Origin of the sequence: Rhizorhabdus wittichii (assembly GCF_017607425.1) — a bacterium.
Taxonomy (GTDB): Bacteria; Pseudomonadota; Alphaproteobacteria; order Sphingomonadales; family Sphingomonadaceae; genus Rhizorhabdus; species Rhizorhabdus wittichii.
Genome location: NZ_CP059319.1, coordinates 685,700 through 708,597 on the forward strand (window position 1 = coordinate 685,700; position 22,898 = coordinate 708,597).

Genomic DNA, 22,898 nt, shown 5'->3' on the forward strand with positions numbered 1-22,898 from the left:
CCCCTCCCTTGAAAGGGAGGGGGGTGATGTGGCTAGTCGAACAGCTCCTCCAGGAAGCTCTTCTTCCGCTTGTACTTGTAGCGGTCGTCATGAGGGCGGCCGTAGGACGGCGGCGGCGCGGGATCAGGGCCGCGCGGCGGCGCCTGCGGCGCGAGCTCGGCGACCGAGCGCTCGATGATCTTGTCGAGCTCGCCGCGGTCGAGCCAGACGCCCCGGCATTGCTGGCAATAGTCGATCTCGACATTCTGGCGCGTGCTCATCGTCAGCGGCACCGCGCAGACGGGGCAGTTCATGGACATGATGGTCGTCTCCCTCGATGGTGCGCCCGGCGCGTGAGGAAGATGGACCCCGCGTCACCGAGCATGCTCGATGCGGTCCGACATCACGATCCGATGGATCGCCAGAGGGGCCCGGTCCCGCTCCCTTGAGATAGGGAGCGGGCGGGGCAGGGCAAGGGCCGATCAGTTCGGCAGGTCGGTGCGGCCCATCAGGTGGAGATCGACCGCGCGGGCGCATTGGCGGCCCTCGCGGATCGCCCAGACGATCAGGCTCTGGCCGCGCCGCATGTCGCCGCAGGCGAAGATGCCGTCCTGGCTGGTCGCATAGCCGCTGGTGTCGGCCTTGACGTTGCCGCGCGGATCGAGCTCGACGCCGGCCTGCTCGATCATCCCGGCGGTGTTCGGGCCGAGGAAGCCCATCGCCAGCAGGACGAGGTCGGCCTTCAGCGTGAACGCGCTGCCCGGCACCTCCTGCATCCGGCCGTCGACCCACTCGACCCGCGCGCATTCGAGCGCGGTGAGCTGGCCGTTGGTGCCGATCGCGCGCCTGGTGACGACCGCCCAGTCGCGCTCGCAGCCCTCTTCATGGCTCGACGAAGTGCGCAGCTTGAGCGGCCAGTTCGGCCAGGACAGCGCCTTCGCCTCCTTCTCGGGCGGGCGGGGCATGATCTCGAGCTGGGTGACCGAGGCGGCGCCCTGGCGGTTCGAGGTGCCGACGCAGTCCGAACCGGTGTCGCCGCCGCCGATCACGACGACATGCTTGCCGGTCGCGGTCAGCGAGCCGCGCGGCGCGGCGCGCAGCTCGTCGTCGCCGGCGACCCGCTTGTTCTGCTGGGTCAGGAACTCCATCGCATAGCGGACGCCCGACAGCTCGAAGCCCGGAACCTCCAGCGGGCGGGGCTTCTCGGCGCCGCCCGACAGCACGATCGCGTCGAAATTCTCGCGCAGCGAGTCGAGCGAGACCTGGACGCCGACTTCGGTCGATGTGCGGAAGGTGACGCCTTCGGCCTCCATCTGCACCAGCCGGCGGTTGATCAGATGCTTCTCCATCTTGAAGTCGGGGATGCCGTAGCGGAGCAGTCCGCCCATCCGGTCGTTCTTCTCGAACAGGGTGACGCTGTGGCCGGCGCGGGCGAGCTGCTGCGCGCAGGCGAGGCCGGCCGGGCCCGATCCGACGACGGCGACCGACTTGCCGGTCCTGCGGGCCGGCGGCTGCGGCATGATCCAGCCTTCCTCCCAGCCGCGATCGACGATCGCGCATTCGATCGACTTGATCGTGACGGGGGTGTCCTGGATGTTCAGCGTGCAGGCCGCCTCGCACGGGGCGGGGCAGACGCGCCCGGTGAACTCCGGGAAATTATTCGTGGAATGAAGAACTTCCAGCGCGTTCTTCCAATCATCCTCGAACACGAGATGGTTCCAGTCCGGGATGATGTTGTTCACCGGACAGCCATTGTGACAGAAGGGGATGCCGCAATTCATGCAGCGCGACGCCTGATCGCGCAGGTCGTTGCCCGCGAGCGGGACGACGAACTCGTTCCAGTGCTTCAGCCGCTCGCCGGGCTTGGCGTAGCCGCGGTCCTTGCGCTCGATCTCGAGAAATCCGGTTGCCTTGCCCATCATCAATCTCCGGTCATTCGGCGGCGACGTTGGCGGCGGCGAGGCGCTCGGCCTCAAGCTGCTGCAACGCCCGCCGATAGTCGCGCGGCATGACCTTCACGAAGCGCGACAGCGTGGTGTCCCAATCCTCCAGCAGCGCGGCGGCCTGATCGCTGCCGGTGTGGAGATGATGCCGTTCGAGCAGGATGCGCAGCCGCGCCGCGTCGTGGCGGAGCATGTCGCCCATGCCATAGTCGTGGACGCTGGCGGCGCGCTGGTGCGGGCGGCCCTCCTCGACGTCGGCGTCGGCGGCGGGGTCGATCGGCTCGACGTCGACCATCGCCAGGTTGCAGCGCTGGCGGAACAGCCCGTCGGCGTCGTGGACATAGGCGATGCCGCCCGACATGCCCGCCGCGAAGTTGCGCCCGGTGCGGCCGAGCACGGCGACCACGCCGCCGGTCATATATTCGCAGCCATGGTCGCCGGTGCCCTCGACCACCGCGATCGCGCCCGAGTTGCGAACCGCGAAGCGCTCGCCCGCGACGCCCTGGAAATAGGCCTCGCCCGCGATCGCGCCGTAGAGCACGGTGTTGCCGACGATGATGTTCTCCAGCGGATCGCGGTCGACTCCGGCCGGCTGGCGGACGATCACGCGGCCGCCCGACAGGCCCTTGCCGACATAGTCGTTGCCGTCGCCGGTCAGCTCCAGGGTGACGCCATGCGCCAGGAAGGCGCCGAAGCTCTGCCCCGCGACGCCGGTCAGGCGGACGGTGATGCTGTTCTCCGGCAGGCCCTCATGGCCGTGGCGCTTCGCAACCTCGCCCGACAGCATCGCGCCGACGGTGCGGTTGACGTTGGCGACGGGCCGCTCGATCACCACCGGCTCGCCCTGTTCGAGCGCCGGCATCGCGGCGGCGATCAGGTGGTTGTCGAGCGCGGCGTCGAGGCCGTGGTCCTGGAACTGCGAGTGGTGGAGCGTGTTGCCCATCGCCGGCGGCGCCTGGTGGAGCAGGCGGCCGAGGTCGACGCCGTGCGCCTTCCAATGGTCGAGCGCCGGACGCATGTCGATCCGGTCGACCCGGCCGACCATCTCCTCGATCGTGCGGAAGCCCATCTCCGCCATGATCTGGCGCAGCTCCTCCGCGACGAAGAAGAAATAGTTGATCACATGCTCGGGCTGGCCGGTGAAGCGCGCGCGCAGCACCGGGTCCTGGGTGGCGACGCCGACCGGGCAGGTGTTGAGGTGGCATTTGCGCATCATGATGCAGCCGGCGGCGATCAGCGGCGCGGTGGCGAAGCCGAACTCGTCGGCCCCCAGCAGCGCGCCGATCGCGACGTCGCGGCCGGTGCGCAGCCCGCCGTCGACCTGCACCGCGATGCGGCTCCTGAGGCCGTTGAGCAGCAGCGTCTGCTGGGTCTCGGCCAGGCCGATCTCCCACGGGCTGCCGGCATGGGTGAGCGAGGTGAGCGGGGAGGCGCCGGTGCCGCCCTCATAGCCGGAGATGGTGACATGGTCGGCGCGCGCCTTGGAGACGCCGGCCGCGACCGTGCCGACGCCGACCTCCGACACCAGCTTCACCGAGATGCGGGCGCCGGTGTTGACGTTCTTGAGGTCGTGGATGAGCTGCGCCAGGTCCTCGATCGAATAGATGTCGTGGTGCGGCGGCGGCGAGATCAGGCCGACGCCTGGCGTCGAATGGCGGACGCGGGCGATGTTCTTGTCGACCTTGTCGCCGGGCAGCTGGCCGCCCTCGCCGGGCTTCGCGCCCTGCGCCATCTTGATCTGGATGTCGTCGGCGTTGACCAGATATTCGGCGGTGACGCCGAACCGGCCCGAGGCGACCTGCTTGATCGCCGAGCGCATCGAGTCGCCGTTGGGCAGCGGTTTGAAGCGATCGGCTTCCTCGCCGCCCTCGCCGGTGTTCGAACGGCCGCCGATGCGGTTCATCGCCATCGCCAGCGTGGTGTGCGCCTCGCGCGAGATCGAGCCGAAGCTCATCGCCCCGGTGGCGAAGCGCTTGACGATCTCGGAGGCCGGCTCGACCTCGTCGATCGACAGCGGCCGGTCGACCTTCTTCAGCGTCATCAGGCCGCGGATCGTCAGCAGCCGGGCGTTCTGCTCGTTGATCGAGCGGGCGAACGCCTCGTAGCGCTCCTTGCTGTTGCCGCGCACCGCATGCTGGAGCGCCGAGACGCTCTCGGGCGTCCAGGCATGCTCCTCGCCGCGGATGCGGTAGCCGTAGACGCCGCCGACATCGAGCATGTTGCGGTAGATCGGGTTGTCGCCATAGGCGGCGGCGTGGCGGCGGACGGTCTCCTCGGCGAGCTCGGCCAGGCCGATGCCCTCGATCGTCGTCGCGGTGCCGGTGAAATATTTGTCGACGAAGGCCGACGACAGGCCGATCGCGTCGAAGATCTGCGCGCCGCAATAGCTCTGATAGGTCGAGATGCCCATCTTGGACATGACCTTGAGGATGCCCTTGCCGATCGCCTTGATGTAGTTCTTCTGCACCCCGTTGGGCGACAGCGGCAGCTCCTGGCGGACGCGGATCTCCTCCAGCGTGTCGAAGGCGAGCCAGGGGTTGATCGCCTCCGCGCCATAGCCGGCGAGCACGCAGAAATGATGGACCTCGCGCGCCTCGCCGGTCTCGACGACGAGGCCGGTCTGCATGCGCAGCCCCTGCTTGACGAGATGATGGTGGACGGCGGCGGTGGCGAGCAGCGCGGGCATCGCGATCCGGTCGGCGCTCTGGGCGCGGTCGGACAGGATCAGGATGTTCTTGTCGGCGAGCACCGCCTCGGTCGCCGCCCAGCACATCTCCTTGAGCGCCATGGCGAGGCCGTCGGCCCCGGTCGCGGCGTCCCAGGTGATGTCGATCGTCTCGGTGCGGAAGGCGCCGTCGAGCTGCTCCTCGGCCGAACGGATGCGGGTCAGGTCGCGGTTGGTGAGGATCGGCTGGTCGACCTCCAGCCGCTTGTGGGTGCCGGCCTCGCGGCCGAGCAGGTTCGGGCGCGGGCCGATCATCGACACCAGCGACATCACCAGTTCCTCGCGGATCGGATCGATCGGCGGGTTGGTGACCTGCGCGAAATTCTGCTTGAAATAGTCGTAGAGCAGGCGCGGCCGGGCCGAGAGCACGGCGATCGGCGTGTCGGTGCCCATCGATCCGATCGGGTCCTCGCCGGCGCGGGCCATCGGTTCGAGGAATCGGGCGATGTCCTCCTGCGAATAGCCGAACGCCTGCTGGCGATCGAGCAGCGCCTGCGGGTCGTTGGGCAGGGCGGGGGTGGCGGTCCCGTCGTCGGTTGCCAGCACCTCGAGGTCCTTGAGCTTGTACTGGTTGGCCTCGAGCCACTTGGCGTAGGGCTCGGCCTCGGCGAGGCTGGCCTTGATCTCCTCGTCCTCGATGATCCGGCCCTGCTCCATGTCGATCAGCAGCATCTTGCCGGGCTGGAGGCGCCACTTGCGGACGATCTTCTCCTCGGGAACCGGCAGCACGCCCGATTCCGACGCCATGATCACATGGTCGTCGTCGGTGACGAGGAAGCGGGCGGGGCGCAGGCCGTTGCGGTCGAGCGTCGCGCCGATCTGGCGGCCGTCGGTGAAGGCGACGGCGGCGGGGCCGTCCCACGGCTCCATCAGCGCGGCGTGATATTCGTAGAAGGCCTTGCGCGCCGGGTCCATCAGCGGGTTGCCGGCCCAGGCTTCCGGGATCAGCATCATCACCGCATGCGCCAGCGAATAGCCGCCGGCGACGAGCAGCTCCAACGCATTGTCGAGGCAGGCGGTGTCCGACTGGCCGTGCGGGATGATCGGCCAGATCTTGTCGAGATCGGCGCCGATCAGGTCGGACTCCATCGTCCGGCGGCGCGCGTTCATCCAGTTGACGTTGCCGCGCACCGTGTTGATCTCGCCGTTGTGGGCGATGAAGCGGTAGGGGTGCGCCAGCTTCCAGCTCGGGAAGGTGTTGGTCGAGAAGCGCTGGTGGACCAGCGCGATCGCCGAGGTGGTCAGCGGATCGGACAGGTCCTTGTAGAAGCTGCCGACCTGGCCCGCGAGCAGCAGCCCCTTGTAGACCACGGTGCGGGTCGAGAAGGACGGCATGTAGAGATCGGTCAGGCCCGGCAGGTCGTGCTTGCGGGCGAGGGCTTCGAGCGGGTTCTGGGTCTGCTTGCGGATGACGAGCAGCTTGCGCTCGAACGCATCCTGGTCGGCGCAGTCGCCGCCGCGGCCGATGATCGCCTGGCGGATCACCGGCATCTCGTCGAGCACCGCCTGGCCGAGGCCGGCGGTGTCGACCGGAACGTCGCGCCAGCCGATCAGATGCTGGCCTTCCTTGGCGATGAACTTCTCGAAATTGCCGACCGCCAGGTCGCGCGCGGCGGCGTCGCGCGGCAGAAAGCACATGGCGACGCCATAGTCGCCGGGCGCGGGCAGGGTGACGCCGATGCCGGCGGCCCAGGCGCGCAGCAGCGCGTCGGGAATCTGGATCAGGATGCCGGCGCCGTCGCCGAGCAGCGGATCGGCGCCGACCGCGCCGCGATGGTCGATCTTGAGCAGGATCTCGAGGCCGCGCTGGACGATCGCGTTGGATTTCTCGCCACGGATGTTGGCGATGAAGCCGACGCCGCAGGCGTCATGCTCGTTGCGGCTATCGTACAGACCCTGATTGTGCGGATAGGCCATCCGGCATGCTGCTCCCTTGGGCCCGATCGCGCGGGCGTTTCGGCCGTGCCTATACAGGGATGATATCCCGAGTGAACCCTCCAAAATCACATGGCCTTGCAAACTAATCTTTCAGTGATGGCTCTCCACGCGATAATTTCCCGTTTTTCCGCCGATCCGTGCAAAATAGGGTGATTTCCGGAACGGGCGCCCATCCGTATAGTCCCCAATGTCGGAATGGCCCGTCCGCACCTAGCAATCTTCCGGAGGACGAGACGGAGACCTGCGGTGAAGAACATCCTGTTGCTGGTGCATGACGACGAAGGGCAGGAGGCGCGATTCCAGGCGGCGCTCGACGTCACCCGCGCGCTCGAAGGCCATCTCACCTGCGTCGACGTGGTCGTGCCGCCGCAGGCGCCGGCCGAGCTGTGGGACGGCGGCGCCGGAAGCGCGCTGCTGATGGCGGAGGAACGCCAGCGCGAGGCTGCGAACCGCGCGACGCTGGAGCAGCGCCTGGCGAAGGAGGACGTCTCCTGGAGCTGGGTCGACATGGTCGGAGAACCCGGACGATGCCTGCGCGGCGCGGCGGCGATCGCCGACCTGATCGTGGTCGACCGCGATCCGCACGGCGCCGTCGCCGGACTGGTGCTGGAGAGCGGGCCGCCGGTCCTGGCCGTTCCCGACCGGGCGCGGGGCATCGCTTTGGGCGGCCGCGCGCTGATCGCCTGGGACGGCTCGCCCGAGGCCGAGGCGGCGCTGCGCGCGGCGGTGCCGCTGCTCGGGCTGGCCGAGCAGGTGATGATCCTGCAGGTCGACGACGGATCGATCCGCATCCCGGCGGGCGAGGCGGCGAGCTTCCTGTCGCGGCATGGCGTCCACCCGCTCGTCATCCTCGAAAAGGCGACGAAGGGCCGGGCGGAGGCGAACATCCTTGCCGCGATCGCCGGGCAGCGGGCGGACTATCTGGTGATGGGCGGCTTCGGCCGGTCGCGCCTCGTCGAGGCGCTGTTCGGCGGGGTTTCGCGCAGCCTGCTCTCGAAAAGCCCGGTGCCGCTGTTCATGGCGCACTGAGGCGGGTCGTTTCGCGCCTTGCGGCCGGCCGGCTTGCGCTTATGGTCGGCGCCGTGCGGATCCGAGGAAAGATGTCGATGGGCAGGACCATCCCGGCCGTTCTCCTCGCCCTGGCGGCGGTGGGCGTCGCCGCCCTGGTCCAGGTCGAGCTGGCGATGTCGACCGGCGCGGCGGGCGACTATCTGCCGCTGATCGTCGCGATGCTGGTCGCCGGCCTGACCGGGGGCAGCGCCGCGGCGGCGATCGCGGCGGTCGCGGCGACCGGCTTCGTCGTGCTGCAGGGGAAGGGCGCGCCGCTCGATCATGCGCGCGCCGCCGACCTCGCCGGCTTCCTCCTGGTCGCGGCGGTGATCGTCGGGCTGTCGCGCTCGGTCGAGCGGACGCGGCGTCGGCTCGCCCAGGACAAGCTGGAGGGCTATCGCCGCGCGGTCGCGGCGAGCGAGACCGCCGACGAGCTCAACCTGCTGATCGACGGCGCGACGGACCATGCGATCTACATGCTCGACCCCGACGGCCGGGTGACGATCTGGAACAAGGGCGCCGAGCGGCTGATGGGCTGGAGCGAGGCCGAGGCGGTCGGGCAGCCGATCGCCTTCTTCTATCCGCCCGAGGCGGTGGCGGCGGGCAAGCCGGCGGCGGACCTCGACCGCGCCCGGCAGGAGGGCCGCTTCGAGGAGGAGGAATGGCGCATCCGCAAGGACGGATCGCAATTCCTGGCGCACATGTCGCTGACCGCGCTCTATGACGAGCATCGCCAGCTGCGCGGCTTCGGCAAGGTGATCCGCGACGTGACCGAGCAGCGCGCGGTCGAGCGGCAGCTCCGCTCCAGCGCCGGGCAGATGCGATCGATCCTCTCGACCGTTCCCGACGCGATGGTGGTGATCGACGCGCGCGGCCTGATCATCTCGTTCAGCGCCGCCGCCGAGCGGCTGTTCGGCTATGCCGAGGCGGAGATGCTGGGCAGCAACGTCAGCCGGCTGATGCCGTCGCCCTATCGCGAGCGGCACGATTCCTATCTCGACCGCTATGCCAGCACCGGCGAGCGCCACATCATCGGCATCGGCCGCAAGGTGATCGGCCAGAAGCGCGACGGATCGACCTTCCCGATGGAATTGTCGGTCGGCGAGGCCGAGGCCGGGGGCGAGCCGGTCTTCACCGGCTTCATCCGCGACCTCAGCGAGGCGGTGCGGATGGAGGAGCGGATCGAGGATCTGCGGTCGGACCTGATCCATGTCGCGCGGGTCAGCGCGATGGGGACGATGGCGTCGACGCTGGCGCATGAGCTCAACCAGCCGATCACCGCGGTGGTCAACTATGTCGAGACGGTCCGCGACATGCTCGTGGAGCCGAAGGCCGGGGACCTGCCCGTCATTCGCGAGGCGCTGGCGGAAAGCGCGAGCGAGGCGATGCGCGCCGGGCAGATCGTTCGGCGGTTGCGCGAATATGTCGCCCGGGGCGACGTCGAGAAGACCGTCGAGGACCTGCCGGCGCTGATCGACGTCGCCGCCAAGCTGGGCCTAATCGGCGCGCAGGAACGCGGCGTCGAGCTGCGCTTCGACGTCGATCCGCTGGCCGGGCCGGTGCTGGTCGACCGCGTCCAGATCCAGCAGGTGCTGATCAACCTGATGCGCAACGCGATCGAGGCGATGGCCGACAGCCCGGTCCGCCTGCTGCGGATCGAGACGCGCAGGGAGGGCGACGGCATGGTGCGCGTGACCGTCGCCGACAGCGGCCATGGCGTCGCGCCGGAGATCGAGGCGGGCCTGTTCAGCGCCTTCAACAGCACCAAGGCGGGCGGAATGGGGCTGGGCCTGTCGATCTGCCGGACGATCGTCGAGGCCAATGGCGGCCGGATCACCTACGAACGCGATCCCGGCGGCGGATCGCGCTTTCACTTCACCCTGTTGGGCTTCACGCCGGAGGACGAGCATGGATGACACGCGGTTGGTGCATATCGTCGACGACGAGGAGGCGATCCGCCGATCGACGCGCTTCATGCTGACGACGGTGGGCTATGCCGTCGAATGCTGGGAGTCAGGCACCGCCTTCCTGAAGGCCGTCCGCCATGCCGCGCCGGGCTGCATCCTGCTCGACGTGCGCATGCCCGAGATGGACGGGCTGCAGGTCCAGCAGCAGCTCAACGAGCGCGGCGTCACCATGCCGGTGATCATCCTGACCGGCCATGGCGACATCTCGACCGCGGTGCAGGCGATGAAGGCCGGCGCGGTCGATTTCATCGAGAAGCCGTTCGAGAGGACGGCGCTGCTGGCGGCGATCGAGGCGGCGCATGCGCGCCTCGGCCGGCAGGCGGACGAGGCGGCGCGCGGCGCCGAGGCGCAGGTCATGCTGGCCAAGCTGACGGCGCGCGAGCGCGAGGTGCTCGACGGGCTGGCGCGGGGCCTGCCCAACAAGACGATCGCCTATGACCTCGCCATCTCCTCGCGCACCGTCGAGGTGCATCGCGCGAACCTGATGACCAAGCTGGGCGTCAAGAGCCTGTCCGACGCGTTGCGGATCGCCTTTGCCGCCGGGCTCGGATAGATCGAGGGAGGCGATCACTGTCGCCGGATCGATCAATTGTACCGTGGGAGGATAATGGCTTAGCCCTGCTGCATCCGTTGCAAATGATGACCGAGTGGAAGGAGTGATCGACATGTCCGACAATCCGCAGAATGCCGGCAAGTGCCCGGTGACCCATCTGACGACGGCCTTCGGCGCGCCCGTGGTCGACAACCAGAACAGCCTGACCGCCGGCCCGCGCGGGCCGCTGCTGATGCAGGACGTCTGGCTGCTCGAGAAGCTCGCCAACCTCAACCGCGAGGTCATTCCCGAGCGGCGCATGCACGCCAAGGGGTCGGGCGCGTTCGGCACCTTCACCGTCACCCATGACATCAGCCGCTACACCCGCGCCGACATCTTCTCGCAGGTCGGCAAGAAGACCGAGATGTTCGCCCGCTTCACCACCGTCGCCGGCGAGCGCGGCGCGGCCGACGCAGAGCGCGACATCCGCGGCTTCGCGCTGAAATTCTATACCGAGGAGGGCAATTGGGACCTGGTCGGCAACAACACGCCGGTCTTCTTCCTGCGCGACTCCCGCAAATTCCCCGATCTCAACAAGGCGGTGAAGCGCGATCCGCGCACCAACATGCGCTCCGCCACCAACAACTGGGATTTCTGGACGCTGCTGCCCGAGGCGCTGCACCAGGTGACGATCGTGATGTCGGACCGCGGCATCCCGAAGAGCTACCGCCACATGCACGGCTTCGGATCGCACACCTACAGCTTCTACAACGACGCGGGCGAGCGTTTCTGGGTGAAGTTCCACTTCCGGACGCAGCAGGGCATCGACAACCTGACCGATGCCGAGGCGGCGGCCGTCGTCGCCGGCGACCGCGAGAGCAACCAGCGCGACCTCTACGAGGCGATCGAGCGCGGCGATTTCCCGAAATGGACGATGTTCATCCAGGTGATGCCGGAGAAGGACGCCGAGACCTATCACGTCCACCCGTTCGACCTCACCAAGGTCTGGTACAAGTCGGACTATCCGCTGATCGAGGTCGGCGAGTTCGAGCTCAACCGCAACCCGGAGAATTTCTTCCAGGACGTCGAGCAGAGCGCCTTCGCGCCGTCGAACCTGGTGCCCGGCATCGGCGTGTCGCCCGACAAGATGCTCCAGTCGCGGCTGTTCGCCTATGCCGATGCGCAGCGCTACCGGCTCGGCGTCAACTATCACCAGATTCCGGTCAACGCTGCGCGCTGCCCGGTGTTCAGCAACCATCGTGACGGCCAGGGCCGGACCGACGGCAATTATGGCGGCCTGCCGCACTATCAGCCGAACAGCTTCGGCCAGTGGGTCGACCAGCCCGATTTCCGGGAGCCGCCGCTGAAGATCGACGGCAATGCCGACTTCTGGAACTTCCGCGAGGATGACGACGATTATTTCACCCAGCCCCGCAAGCTGTTCCAGTTGATGACGCCCGCCCAGCAACAGGTGCTGTTCGACAACACCGCCCGCGCGATGGGCGATGCGCCGGACTTCATCAAGCAACGGCACATCGACAACTGCACCCGCTGCGACCCGGCCTATGGCGCCGGTGTCGCGAAGGCGCTGGGGATGTCGGCGAAGGCGCCCGGCGACCTGCCGGCCACGCCCGAACTGGCCGACTGAACCGGCCGGGCTGCGCCATATCGGCCGCTTCGGCCGTCCGACGGGGAAGGGCGCTGTCCTTCCCCGTTTCGATTCCGGCCCTTGCTTGCCTCCCTTGCTTGACAACGGCGCCCGGCGGGAGCAGGAGCGCCGCCCGTCGGCAGTTCCGCCGACAATCAGGAAAGCCAACCGACCAATGCCAAGCGACAGTAGTCGATTGCCCTTGCTGCTGACGGTCGCCGGCCGAGCCTGATTTTTCGTCAGTCTCGCCCCGGGTGCCGCCAGCGGCATCCGAAGAGGTGAGACATGAACTCAACGACCCCGATCGCCCGGGGTCTGCGTCCCTTCTCGCGCATGTTGCGCGTGACGGCGCCGAACCGGGCCGACATCATCGCCGTCCTGCTGCTCGCGGGACTGTCCATACTCGTCATCCGCGGCGCCGAGGGCATGGCCGAGCCGCTCGCGCGGCTGCGCAACGCGCCGGTGACGCTCGATCCGTGGAACCTGCCGGGCTATGCGCTGCGCACGACGCTGCGCATGTTCGCGGCGCTGTTCGCGTCGCTCGCCTTCACCCTGGCGATCGGCACGCTCGCGGCCCGTAGCCGGCGGGCCGAGCAGATCATCGTGCCCGCGCTCGACATCCTCCAGTCGGTGCCGGTCCTCGGCTTCCTGACCTTCACCGTCACCTTCTTCATGGGCCTGTTCCCCGGGCGACAGCTCGGCGTCGAGCTGGCGTCGATCTTCGCGATCTTCACCAGCCAGGCGTGGAACATGGCGTTCAGCTTCTACCAGTCGCTGCGCTCGGTGCCGTCCGACCTGGAGGAGGTGTCGCGCGGCTTCGGCCTGTCGCCGCTGCGCCGCTTCCTGCGGCTGGAACTGCCCTTCGCGACTCCGGCGCTGGTCTGGAACGCGATGATGTCGATGTCGGGCGGCTGGTTCTTCGTGGTCGCGTCGGAGGCGATCACGGTGGGCAACACCTCGGTCACGCTGCCGGGCATCGGCTCCTGGCTCGCGCTCGCCATCGACCGGAGCGACTTCACCGGCGTCGCCTGGGCGGTCGGCGCGATGGCGGTCGTGATCCTGCTCTACGACCAGCTCGTCTTCCGGCCGGTGGTCGCCTGGGCCGATCGCTTCCGCTTCGAGCAGGTCGCGAGCACGGAACGCCCGCGCTCCTGGGCCTATGAGCTGTTCCGCCTCACCCGGCTGCTGCCGCTGCTGCTGATGCCGCTCACCGGGCTCGGCCGGGCGCTGCTGATGCTCGATCCGGTCCGCGCCACGCGGCCGGCCGGACGCGCCGAGGCACGGCGCGGCGTGATCGGCGACAGGGTCTGGACCGCCGCGATCGCGATCGCCGTGCTGTTCGCCGCCTGGACGATCATCGGCTATGTCGGCCGGACATTGGACTGGGCGGAGGCCGCCGCCGTCTTCGGCCTGGCCTGCCTGACGATGCTGCGCGTGCTGGCGCTGATCGCCGTCGCCAGCCTGATCTGGGTCCCGGTGGGGGTATGGATCGGGCTCCGGCCGCAATGGGCCGAACGGCTCCAGCCGGTGGCGCAGTTCCTCGCGGCCTTCCCGGCCAACGTCCTCTTTCCGTTCGCGGTGATCGCGATCGTCCGCTGGAAACTCGATCCCGACATCTGGCTGTCGCCGTTGATGGTCATGGGGACGCAGTGGTACATATTGTTCAACGTCATCGCCGGCGCCAGCGCCATTCCGACCGACCTGCGCGAAGCGGCCGGCATGTTCGGCGTCAGGGGCTGGCAATGGTGGCGGCAGGTCGCCTTGCCCGGCATCTTCCCCTATTACGTCACCGGCGCGCTGACCGCGAGCGGAGGCTCGTGGAACGCCTCGATCGTCGCCGAGGCGGTGTCGTGGGGAGACGATCATCTCCACGCGTCGGGGCTGGGCGCCTTCATCGCCGATGCGACCGCGATCGGCGACTATCCCCGCGTCGCCCTGGGCATCGCGATGATGTCGCTCTTCGTCATCGCCTTCAACCGGCTGCTCTGGCGACCGCTCTACAGCTTCGCCGAGCGTCGCCTGCGCCTCGCCTGATGCCTTTTCGACCCAGATTCCGTTTCAACAAGGAGCCTCGATATGGCTGCCACCATCCTCGACCGTCGTCCGCTCGTCCGGGTCGTCAATGTCCGCCACCATTATGGCCGGGGGCATGGCCGCGCCCTGGTGCTCGACAATGTCGACCTCACCCTCGACGAGAACGAGATCGTCGGCCTGCTCGGCCGTTCCGGCTCGGGCAAGTCCACCCTGTTGCGCTCGATCGCCGGCCTGATCGCGCCCAGCGAAGGCGAGGTGCGCTTCGTGCCCGGCGAGGACGGCTCGCCGCCGAGCGTCAGCATGGTCTTCCAGACCTTCGCGCTGTTCCCCTGGCTGACCGTGCTCCAGAATGTCGAGCTGGGGCTGGAGGCGCGCAGGGTGCCCGCCGCCGAGCGCCGCACCCGCGCGCTTGCGGCGATCGACCTGATCGGCCTCGACGGCTTCGAGAACGCCTATCCCAAGGAATTGTCGGGCGGGATGCGCCAGCGAGTCGGCCTGGCCCGCGCGCTGGTGGTCGATCCGTCGCTGCTGCTGATGGACGAGCCCTTCTCCGCGCTCGACGTGCTCACCGCCGAGACGCTGCGCACCGACCTGCTCGATCTCTGGTCGGAGGGGCGGATGCCGATCCGATCGATCCTGATCGTCACCCATAATATCGAGGAGGCGGTGCTGATGTGCGACCGCATCCTGGTCTTCTCGTCCAATCCCGGCCGGGTCGCGGCGGAGATCAGGGTCGACCTGCCGCAGCCGCGCGACCGGCTCGATCCCGCGTTCCGGGCGCTGGTCGATGAGATATACGCGCTGATGACGGCGCGTCCGGCCGCCGCGCCGGCCCATGACGGGCTGTTCCCCGGCACCGGCATCGCCATGGCGTTGCCGGTCGTCTCGACCAACGCGCTGGCGGGCCTGATCGAGGAGGTGGATGGCGCGCCCTTCGACGGCGAGGCCAGCCTGGCCGACCTCGCCGACCAGCTCCAGTTGGAGGTCGATCAGCTCTTCCCGATGGCGGAGACGCTGCAACTGATGCGGTTCGCCGAGCTCAAGGGCGCGGACCTGCGGCTGACCCCGGCGGCGCGGCGTTATGCCCAGGCCGACGTCGACACGCGCAAGGGCCTGTTCGCCCAGGCGCTGCTCGCGCATGTCCCGCTTGCCGGCCATATCCGCCGCATCCTCGACGAGCGGCCCGGCCATGTCGCGCCCGCCCGCCGCTTCCGCGACGAGCTGGAGGACCATATGTCGCCCGACTATGCCGCCGGGACGCTGAGCGCGGTGACGCATTGGGCGCGCTATGCCGAGATCTTCGCCTATGACGAGGACACCGATCGCTTCAGCCTGGAAGATCCGAGCTGATGCGGGCGGCATCCTGGGGGGCGTGGCTGCTGCTGGCGGCGGCGGGCCCCGCCTTCGCGGCCGGCGGCGGCCATGTCGTCGACGATGCGGCGGTCGAGGCGCCCGGCGCCTGCCATGTCGAAAGCTGGGTCACGCGGTCGAGCCATGGCGCGGGGTTGATCAATGTCGCGCCGGCCTGCACCCGCGAGGCATGGCCCGATCTGGAGATCGGCGGGTTCGTCTCGCACGGCTGGACGCGGGCCGCCGCCGATACGGTGATCGGCATCGCGCCGAAACTGATGCTCCGATCCGAGGATCATGGCCTCGGCGTCGGGGTCGCGACCAGCGTCGGCTACGATATCGGCCACGGCCGGATCGAGACGGCTTCGATGATCGTCCCGGTCACGATCCCGGTGGGGGCGCGGCTGCGATTCAACCTCGACGGCGGCTGGCAATGGTCCCGCGCCGATCACGGCCACGACCTGTTCGTCGGCGGACAGGTGGAATTCGCGCTGCGGCCGACCGTCAGCCTGATGACCGAGCTGTTCACCCGCGACCAGGGCAAGCCCGGTGGACAGGCGGGCGTGCGCTGGACGGTGGACGCGGGGCGGATCGACCTGGATGTCCTGGCGGGCCGCTATCTGGACGGGGCGACGCCGACGGCGATCACGATCGGGGTGACGGTGCGCCGGTGAGGGCGCGGGGCCGACCGGTCATGCGTCTGTCACAGCGGGCTGACAGACAGGCCGGGGCAATGACGACCGAGGAATGAGCCGGACCATGACTTCGCCCGATGCCCCGCCCTCCTTCGAGATGGAGCGTATCAAGCAGGAGATCGCCGACAGCTTCGACGAGGAGCTGGAGATGGAGATCGACGAGAGCCGCCTGGAGGCGATGCTCGGCGAACTGGCCGAGCATCCGGAGCAGGAGCAGCTCGACCGGCGCCTCTATTTCCGCGAGCTGTTCCGCCTGCAGCATGAGCTGGTGCGGTTGCAGGACTGGGTCCAGCACCGCGGGCTCAAGGTGCTGGTGATCTTCGAAGGGCGCGATTCCGCGGGGAAGGGCGGGGTGATCAAGCGCATCACCCAGCGGCTCAATCCGCGCGTCTGCCGCGTCGTCGCGCTGCCCGCGCCCAATGAGCGCGAGCGGACCCAATGGTATTTCCAGCGCTACACCGCGCACCTGCCCGCCGCCGGGGAGATCGTGCTGTTCGACCGGAGCTGGTACAACCGCGCGGGCGTCGAGCGGGTGATGGGCTTCTGCACCGAGGAGGAGGTCGAGGAATTCTTCCGCTCCGTCCCCGCGTTCGAGCGGATGCTGGTCCGTTCGGGCATCATCCTGCTCAAATATTGGTTCTCGATCACCGACGACGAGCAGCAGTTCCGCTTCAACATGCGGATCCACGATCCGCTCAAGCAGTGGAAGCTATCCCCGATGGACGTCGAGTCGCGGCGGCGCTGGGAGGATTATACCCGCGCCAAGGAGGCGATGCTGGAGCGGACCCATATCGAGGAGGCGCCCTGGTGGATCGTCGAGGCGGTCGACAAGAAACGCGCCCGCCTCAACTGCATCGCCCATCTGCTCGGGCGGATTCCCTATGACGAGGCGCCGCGCCCGTCGGTGGTCCTGCCGGCGCGGGTGCGGCACGACGACTATATCCGCCACCCGGTCCCGCGCGAGATGTACGTTCCCGAAATCTACTGACCGGAACGGCCCCGTCGCGGCGGATCAGAACAGCGACGAGAAGAGCATGTAGAGCGTGCCCGACAGCAGGATCGACACCGGCAGGGTCAGCACCCAGGCCATGGCGAGGTTGCGGATCGTGCTCATCTGGAGACCCGAGCGGTTGGCCGCCATCGTTCCCGCGACGCCCGAGGAGAGGACATGGGTGGTCGATACCGGCAGGCCGAGATGGTCGGCCGCGAAGATCGTCCCCATCGCCACCAGTTCCGCCGACGCGCCCTGCGCGTAGGTGAGGTGCGACTTGCCGATCTTCTCGCCGACCGTGACGACGATCCGCTTCCAGCCGACCATCGTGCCGAGGCCGAGCGCGAAGGCGACCGCGACCTTGACCCAGGTGGGGATGAAGCGCGTGCCGGCGTCGAGCGAGGCCTTGTAGGTGTCGAGCGCCTTCTTCTCGCCCTCGCTGAACTGGATCGCCTTTTCCTTGCCCAGCCGCTTGATCCCCTCGGAGGCGAGGTACATGTCGTTGCGGACGTTCTCGACCGCCGCCGCCGGCACCTGGGCGAGCGAGCCATATTCGGCGACCTGGCGATCGATGTCCTTGACGAGCGCGGCCATCGCCGGGGTGACGGCGGGGGTGAACTGCCGGTCGGCGATATAGGCGGTGACGAGCTTGCGGGCGTCCGCCGCGGCGATCCCGGCATCCGGACCTTCGTGCAGCGCGACGCGGGCGGCGTCGGCGTTGGCGTGGAATTCGGCGGTGTAATGGGCCGGCACCGCGCGGTTCAGCGCATAGGCGGTGGGCACGGTGCCGATCAGGATCAGCATGATCAGGCCCATGCCCTTCTGCCCGTCGTTCGAGCCATGGGCGAAGCTGACGCCGGTGCAGGTGAAGATCAGCAGGCCGCGAATCCACCAGGGCGGGGGCAGGCCGTCCTTCGGCTCCTGGTAGAGCGCCTGGTTGCGGACGAGCAGCTTCATCGCCACGAACAGCAGCGCGGCAACGCCGAAGCCGATCAGCGGCGAGAAGAGCAGCGCCTGGCCGATCTCGGTCGCCTTCGACCAGTCGACCCCGGCGGTGCCGCTCTTGCCGTGCATCATCGCATTGGCGACGCCGACGCCGATGATCGAACCGATCAGCGTGTGCGAACTGGAGGAAGGGATGCCGATCCACCAGGTCGCGAGGTTCCAGATGATCGCGGCGATCAGCAGCGCGAACACCATCGCGAAGCCCGCGTTCGAGCCGACCTGCAGGATCAGCTCCACCGGCAGCAGCGAGACGATGCCGAATGCGACCACGCCGGTCGACAGCAGCACGCCGAGGAAATTGAAGAAGCCCGACCAGACCACCGCGACATGCGCGGGCATGGCGTTGGTGTAGATCACGGTCGCCACCGCGTTGGCGGTGTCGTGGAAGCCGTTCACGAACTCGAAGCCGAGCGCGATCATCAACGCGACGAACAGCAGGATGAACGGCAGGATCGCCAGCGCCGAGACGCCGGCGGCGTTGGCGTCCATATAGATGCTGTAGGCGACATAGGCGATCGCCGCGACGATCGTGGCGCCGAAGCCCAGCTGGCCGGCGAGACCGAGTCCCCCGTCGAGATTGGGCCGGGAATGCTGGTCGGATGCTGCGATCGTCGCGCTCATGGGGGTCCGCCTTGGATCGTTGCCTTCCCGTCCAGCTAGGCATTGAACATGACACCGCTGTTACGCGGGTGGGCGCGCCGGTCTTCAGATAGGCGATGATATGCGCGCCCAAGGCCGAAACCGGCCCCGTCGCGCCGGAACATGATAGCGTCGGCCCAAAGGCGTGGGAGAGGGTCGGTGAAGCTGCTTTTCGCGGGCGGGAAGGTCTGGGACGGTCTGGCCGAGGAGGCCGTGGCCGCCGACGTGCTGATCGAGGACGGGATGGTCGCCATGGTCGGCGCCGTCCCGGCGGGGCGCTGCGAGAGCGCGCGGCGGGTCGACGCGCGCGGCGCGACCCTGATCCCCGGCATGGTCGACGCGCACGCCCATCTGAGCTTTCCCGTCGTCACCTACGCCTATCAGATCGAGGACACGCCGCCCGAGGAGACGGTGCTGATCACGATGCACAATGCCCGCATCCTGCTCGATGCCGGCTTCACCGGGGTGGTGGGGGCGGGATCGCCCAAGCTGCGCGCCGAGGTCGTGATCCGCAACGAGATCGAGGCGGGACGCATCCCCGGCCCGCGCCTGATGGCGTCGACGCCGACGCTGACCGCCACCGGCGGACTGAACGACACCGCCCAGTTCCACCAGGCGCGCGACGTGGCGGCGATGGTGGTCGACGGAGCGGACGCCTGCCGCCGCGCGGTGCGGACCGGCTATCGCGAGGGCGTCGACCTGGTGAAGGTCAACGTCTCGGGCGACGATTTCTTCCCGCGCCCGTCGGGCCGCACCACGACCCTGGCCGAGGACGAGATGCGGGCGATCGGCGAGACCTGCGCCGCGCTCGGCCTGCCGATCAGCGCGCATGCCCGCTCGGCGGAGTCGATCAAGCGCGCGCTGCGCGCCGGCGCGACCCTGATCAACCATGCCGATTTCGCCGACGAGGAGGCGCTCGACATGCTCGAGGCGGCGAAGGACCGCGTCTTCGTGGCGCCGACGATCGGCTATTATCACAGCCTGCTCCACGACAGCCCGTTCGACCGCGCTACGCTCGACCGGATGGGCGTCGAGGCGGCGATGGAGGCGAATGTCGAGGTGCACCGCGCGCTCCGGCGGCGCGGGGTGCGCGCGGTGATCGGCGGCGACTATGGCCTCGCCTGGCAGCCCAACGGCGGCAACGCGCGCGACGTCGCGCATTTCGTCACCTATCTCGGCTATTCGCCGCGCGAGGCGCTGGTCGCCGCGACCCGCAATGGCGGCGAACTGATGGGCATGGGGGCGGGCGGGATCGCGCCGGGCGCGCCGGCCGACCTGCTGCTGGTCGACGGCGATCCGCTCGTCGATCCGACACTGCTCGCCCGATCCGACGCGTTGCTCGCGATCGTCAGGGGCGGCGGCCTGCACAAGGCGCCGGCCGTCCCGGAGCGGGCTGCGTGATCCCGTTCAACATCTTCCAGACCGCCTATGTCGCCGCCGACATCGACGCCGCCGTCGCGCTGGCGGCGCGGCGCTTCGGCGTGGCGAAGATGCAGGTCAACCGCGCCGTCGCGATCGAGACGGGGCGGGGGGCCGCGCTATGTCATTTCGCGCTGGCGTTCGCCGGCCCGGTCCAGATCGAGCTGATCGCCCCGGCCGGCGGGACGGACGAGGTCTATCGCGACATGCTGCCGCCCGACGGTGGCCTGCGGCTCCATCATATCGGCTGCCTCGTCGGCAGCGATGCCGAATGGGACGCGGTGCTGGCCGATGCGGCGGCCTCCGGCGTGGCGATGCCGGTGCGCGGCGATTTCGGCGGGCTGATGCGCTACGTCTATCTCGATCGCCGCGCCGAGATCGGTCATTTCGTCGAATATATGCGGCCCGGCCCCGCCGGCCAGAGCCTGTTCGAGGCCGTTCCCCGCTTCTGACGCGGGCCGCTCGGCCGCGATCGTCGGGGTGCCTCGGGTCGTCGGACAAAAGGAGAGGCCTGACGGCATCCGTCAAGCCTCCCAGGCGTCCCATGCTTCGAGGGACCGTCGCCTCCATCCCCGCCGCTACCGCCTGGACGGCAGCGGGGGAGGGGGAGGCGACCGGGGCATCACCGCAGCATGCGGCAATCTTCAGAAATGGTAGCGCAGCGTCGCGCCATAGGTGCGCGGCATGCCGGGCGTGTGGCTGGTATAGCCCAGGCTGTCGAGGTTGATCAGCAGGAAGTCGTACTTCTTCTTGGTGACGTTGTTGACGAACAGCGCCACGTCGAAGCCCGATCCCATCACCCGGTTCCAGCTCGCGTCGAAGTTGAGCAGGCTGTAGCCCTTCACGTCGGTATAGCCGGGGACATAGGTGTCGTTCCCGCTATAGTCGCCGGTGTGGTAGTAGCTGACGCCGACCGAGGCGTCGCCCTGGCCCTCGTCGAGCGGCGCGAGCAGGCGGGCGCCCAGCGTGTAGACGTTGCGCGGCGCGCGGGCGAACGGATCGTTCGAGTGATCGGTGCCGTCCGGATAGATGAACTTGGTGAACTTCGCGTTGGTATAGGCGTAGTTCGCGGTCAGCTCGATCATCTTCACCGGGCGGAACAGGATGTCCGCCTCGATGCCGTAGATCCGCGCCCGGCCGGCATTGGTGGTCACCGTGGTCGGCGGCACCGCCACCGGATCGGTCAGTAGCCGCTGGATGTCCTTGTACTTGGCGTAATAGCCGGCGAGGTTGGTGCGCAGGAAGGCGTCGCCCATCCGCCAGTCGGCCTTCACGCCGACCTCGACGTCGTCGACCGTCTCCGGCCGGAAGGTGCGGCGCAGGCCGGCCTCGGTCGAGGCGCGGGCGCCGAAGCCGCCCGTGCGGTAGCCGTGGCGATGGGCGATGTAGACCAGCTTGTCCGGCGCGATCTTATATTCGAGGCTGACATTGTAGGTCACCTCGGAGAAGCTGTCCTTCACGCCGAGCTCGCACTGCGCCAGCGGCACCGCGGTTTCGGGCGTCGCCGGATTATTGTCGAGATCGCGGGTGAAGCGGCAGGCGGTCGCGGTGCGGTTGCGGATCGTCGCCTGGCGCTCGTCGCGGTTGTAGCGGATGCCGGCGGTGAGGCTGAGCCCGCCGCCGAACCGATAGGTGCCCTGCGCGAAGGCCGCATAGCTGGTGTTGCGCGCGGCGGTGTCGGTGTTGCTGTACGCCGTGCCGGGGAAGGCGGCGACATTGTCCGGCTCGACCAGGCCCGGGTCGACCGCGCCGACCGCCGAGATGCCCTGGTTGCGGCCGCTCTCGCGGAAATAATAGAGACCGGCGATCCAGTTCAGATTGGCGGTGTCGCCGAGGATCTGGAACTCCTCCGAAAACTGCTTGGCGCGATCGATGCGCTCCTGCGGGTGCAGCGCGTTCGAGCTGCCGTCCATGTCGTCGAAGATGTGATCCTTCACATGGCGATAGCCGACGATGTTCTTCAGCTTGATCGTCTCGGACAGGTCGAAGCTGGTGGTGTTGGCGATGTCGTGGGTCTCGACCTTGGTGAAGATCGGCGAGCCGTTGGCGATGCGGTAGATGCCGCGCGCCCGCTGCTCGGCCAGCAGGTCCTCGAGCGGGCGATAGCCGCGCGACGCGCGCACCGCGGCGCCGTTGAGCGAGCCGGTGGCGCGGACATTCTGGAGGAAGCTCGCCGTGCCGCCGTCATTCTCGTGGAAATAATTGTAGACGGTCAGCGATTCCAGATCGTCGTTGTGCATCAGGATCGAGGCGCGCGCGCCCTCCTGCTTCGTGTCGTTGACGTTGCGCTGGAGGATCTCGTCATAGACGAAGCCGTCGTCGCGCTGCCGCTGGCCGGCGACGCGGATCGCGATGTTGGGGCTGAGCGGCACGTTGACCATGCCCTCGACGTTGAAGGTGTCGAGATTGCCGACGGTCACGCCGACCCGTCCTTCGAACTCGTCGGTCGGCCGGGCGGGGCGGATGATGATCGCGCCGCCGGTGGTGTTGCGGCCGAACAGCGTGCCCTGCGGACCGCGCAGCACTTCGACCGAGGCGATGTCGAACAGCGCGCTGTTGATGCCCTGGGTGCGCGCCGCGACGATGTCGCCGATATAGGTCGACACCGACTGGTCGGCGAGGATCGTCAGCTCCTGCTGCGACAGGCCGCGGATCGAGAAGTTGGGCAGCGAGCGGCTGCCGCCCTGGCCGGGCACCGAGGTGAGGCTGGGCACCAGCCGGCTGAGCTGCGCGACGTTCTGGATGTTGGCGCGTTCGAGCGCGGCGGTCGACACTGCGCTCACCGCCAGCGGCACGTCCTGGAGGCGCTCCGCGCGGCGGCGGGCGGTGACGACGATGTCGTCGATGCCGCCGGCGGCCGGCGCCTCGTCGGCGGGCGCCGCCCTGGCGGCTTCCTGCGCCTGGGCGTCGACCGGGATCATGGTCAGGAACGCGATGGTCGCAATACTGGCGACGTGTAGTGATTGTTTCACTTTTTCCTCCC

15 protein-coding genes are annotated in these 22,898 nt (G+C 68.6%); 10 read left to right on the forward strand and 5 right to left on the reverse strand.

Annotated elements, in window-relative coordinates:
- Positions 1 to 32 precede the first annotated feature (32 nt).
- From HRJ34_RS03390 to gltB, 3 genes are all read right to left on the reverse strand, one after another.
- Entirely contained in the window at positions 33 to 299 is a 267-nt protein-coding gene (locus HRJ34_RS03390) for a TFIIB-type zinc ribbon-containing protein (protein ID WP_208633339.1), read from the reverse strand.
- Positions 300 to 461: 162 nt separating this feature from the next.
- A complete protein-coding gene (locus HRJ34_RS03395) occupies positions 462 to 1,898 on the reverse strand; it encodes a glutamate synthase subunit beta (RefSeq protein WP_208634319.1) in 1,437 nt (478 codons plus the stop codon).
- A gap of 13 nt (positions 1,899 to 1,911) precedes the next feature.
- Positions 1,912 to 6,564, reverse strand: coding sequence for a glutamate synthase large subunit (gltB, locus tag HRJ34_RS03400; RefSeq protein ID WP_208633340.1), 4,653 nt, complete (start codon positions 6,562 to 6,564; stop codon positions 1,912 to 1,914).
- A 267-nt stretch (positions 6,565 to 6,831) separates the two neighbouring features.
- Between gltB and HRJ34_RS03405 the strand changes: the two genes are divergently transcribed.
- The 8 genes from HRJ34_RS03405 to ppk2 all read left to right on the forward strand — a co-directional run bounded on the left by HRJ34_RS03405 (position 6,832) and on the right by ppk2 (position 16,849).
- Positions 6,832 to 7,614, forward strand: coding sequence for a universal stress protein (locus tag HRJ34_RS03405; protein WP_208633341.1), 783 nt, complete (start codon positions 6,832 to 6,834; stop codon positions 7,612 to 7,614).
- 41 nt (positions 7,615 to 7,655) lie between these two features.
- Positions 7,656 to 9,551: a PAS domain-containing sensor histidine kinase gene (locus tag HRJ34_RS03410; RefSeq protein ID WP_208633342.1), complete on the forward strand. Its 1,896-nt coding sequence runs from the start codon at positions 7,656 to 7,658 to the stop codon at positions 9,549 to 9,551.
- Entirely contained in the window at positions 9,544 to 10,155 is a 612-nt protein-coding gene (locus HRJ34_RS03415) for a response regulator transcription factor (protein ID WP_011951119.1), read from the forward strand. Before HRJ34_RS03410 ends, HRJ34_RS03415 begins: the two co-directional genes overlap by 8 nt.
- Positions 10,156 to 10,267: 112 nt before the next feature.
- Positions 10,268 to 11,782: a catalase gene (locus HRJ34_RS03420; protein WP_011951120.1), complete on the forward strand. Its 1,515-nt coding sequence runs from the start codon at positions 10,268 to 10,270 to the stop codon at positions 11,780 to 11,782.
- A 285-nt stretch (positions 11,783 to 12,067) separates the two neighbouring features.
- Positions 12,068 to 13,816, forward strand: a complete 1,749-nt coding sequence (locus HRJ34_RS03425) for an ABC transporter permease (RefSeq protein WP_208633343.1) — start codon at positions 12,068 to 12,070, stop codon at positions 13,814 to 13,816.
- A 42-nt stretch (positions 13,817 to 13,858) separates the two neighbouring features.
- A complete protein-coding gene (locus tag HRJ34_RS03430; protein WP_208633344.1) occupies positions 13,859 to 15,166 on the forward strand; it encodes an ABC transporter ATP-binding protein in 1,308 nt (435 codons plus the stop codon).
- On the forward strand, positions 15,166 to 15,840 hold the full coding sequence (locus HRJ34_RS03435) for a hypothetical protein (protein WP_029991925.1): 675 nt from the start codon (positions 15,166 to 15,168) through the stop codon (positions 15,838 to 15,840). Before HRJ34_RS03430 ends, HRJ34_RS03435 begins: the two co-directional genes overlap by 1 nt.
- Positions 15,841 to 15,925: 85 nt before the next feature.
- Entirely contained in the window at positions 15,926 to 16,849 is a 924-nt protein-coding gene (ppk2, locus tag HRJ34_RS03440; RefSeq protein WP_030092145.1) for a polyphosphate kinase 2, read from the forward strand.
- A 24-nt stretch (positions 16,850 to 16,873) separates the two neighbouring features.
- On the opposite strand, the gene HRJ34_RS03445 is transcribed toward ppk2, so the two are convergent.
- Positions 16,874 to 18,478, reverse strand: coding sequence for an inorganic phosphate transporter (locus HRJ34_RS03445; protein WP_016747589.1), 1,605 nt, complete (start codon positions 18,476 to 18,478; stop codon positions 16,874 to 16,876).
- Positions 18,479 to 18,655: 177 nt separating this feature from the next.
- On the opposite strand from HRJ34_RS03445, the gene HRJ34_RS03450 reads away from it, so the two are divergent.
- Together HRJ34_RS03450 and HRJ34_RS03455 are read left to right on the forward strand one after the other, a co-directional pair.
- On the forward strand, positions 18,656 to 19,897 hold the full coding sequence (locus HRJ34_RS03450; protein ID WP_208633345.1) for an amidohydrolase family protein: 1,242 nt from the start codon (positions 18,656 to 18,658) through the stop codon (positions 19,895 to 19,897).
- Positions 19,894 to 20,367, forward strand: a complete 474-nt coding sequence (locus HRJ34_RS03455; protein WP_208633346.1) for a VOC family protein — start codon at positions 19,894 to 19,896, stop codon at positions 20,365 to 20,367. The genes HRJ34_RS03450 and HRJ34_RS03455 overlap by 4 nt, the downstream gene beginning before the upstream one ends.
- A 192-nt stretch (positions 20,368 to 20,559) precedes the next feature.
- On the opposite strand, the gene HRJ34_RS03460 is transcribed toward HRJ34_RS03455, so the two are convergent.
- Complete coding sequence (locus HRJ34_RS03460) at positions 20,560 to 22,887, reverse strand: TonB-dependent receptor (protein ID WP_226949026.1); 2,328 nt, start codon at positions 22,885 to 22,887, stop codon at positions 20,560 to 20,562.
- Positions 22,888 to 22,898 lie beyond the last annotated feature (11 nt).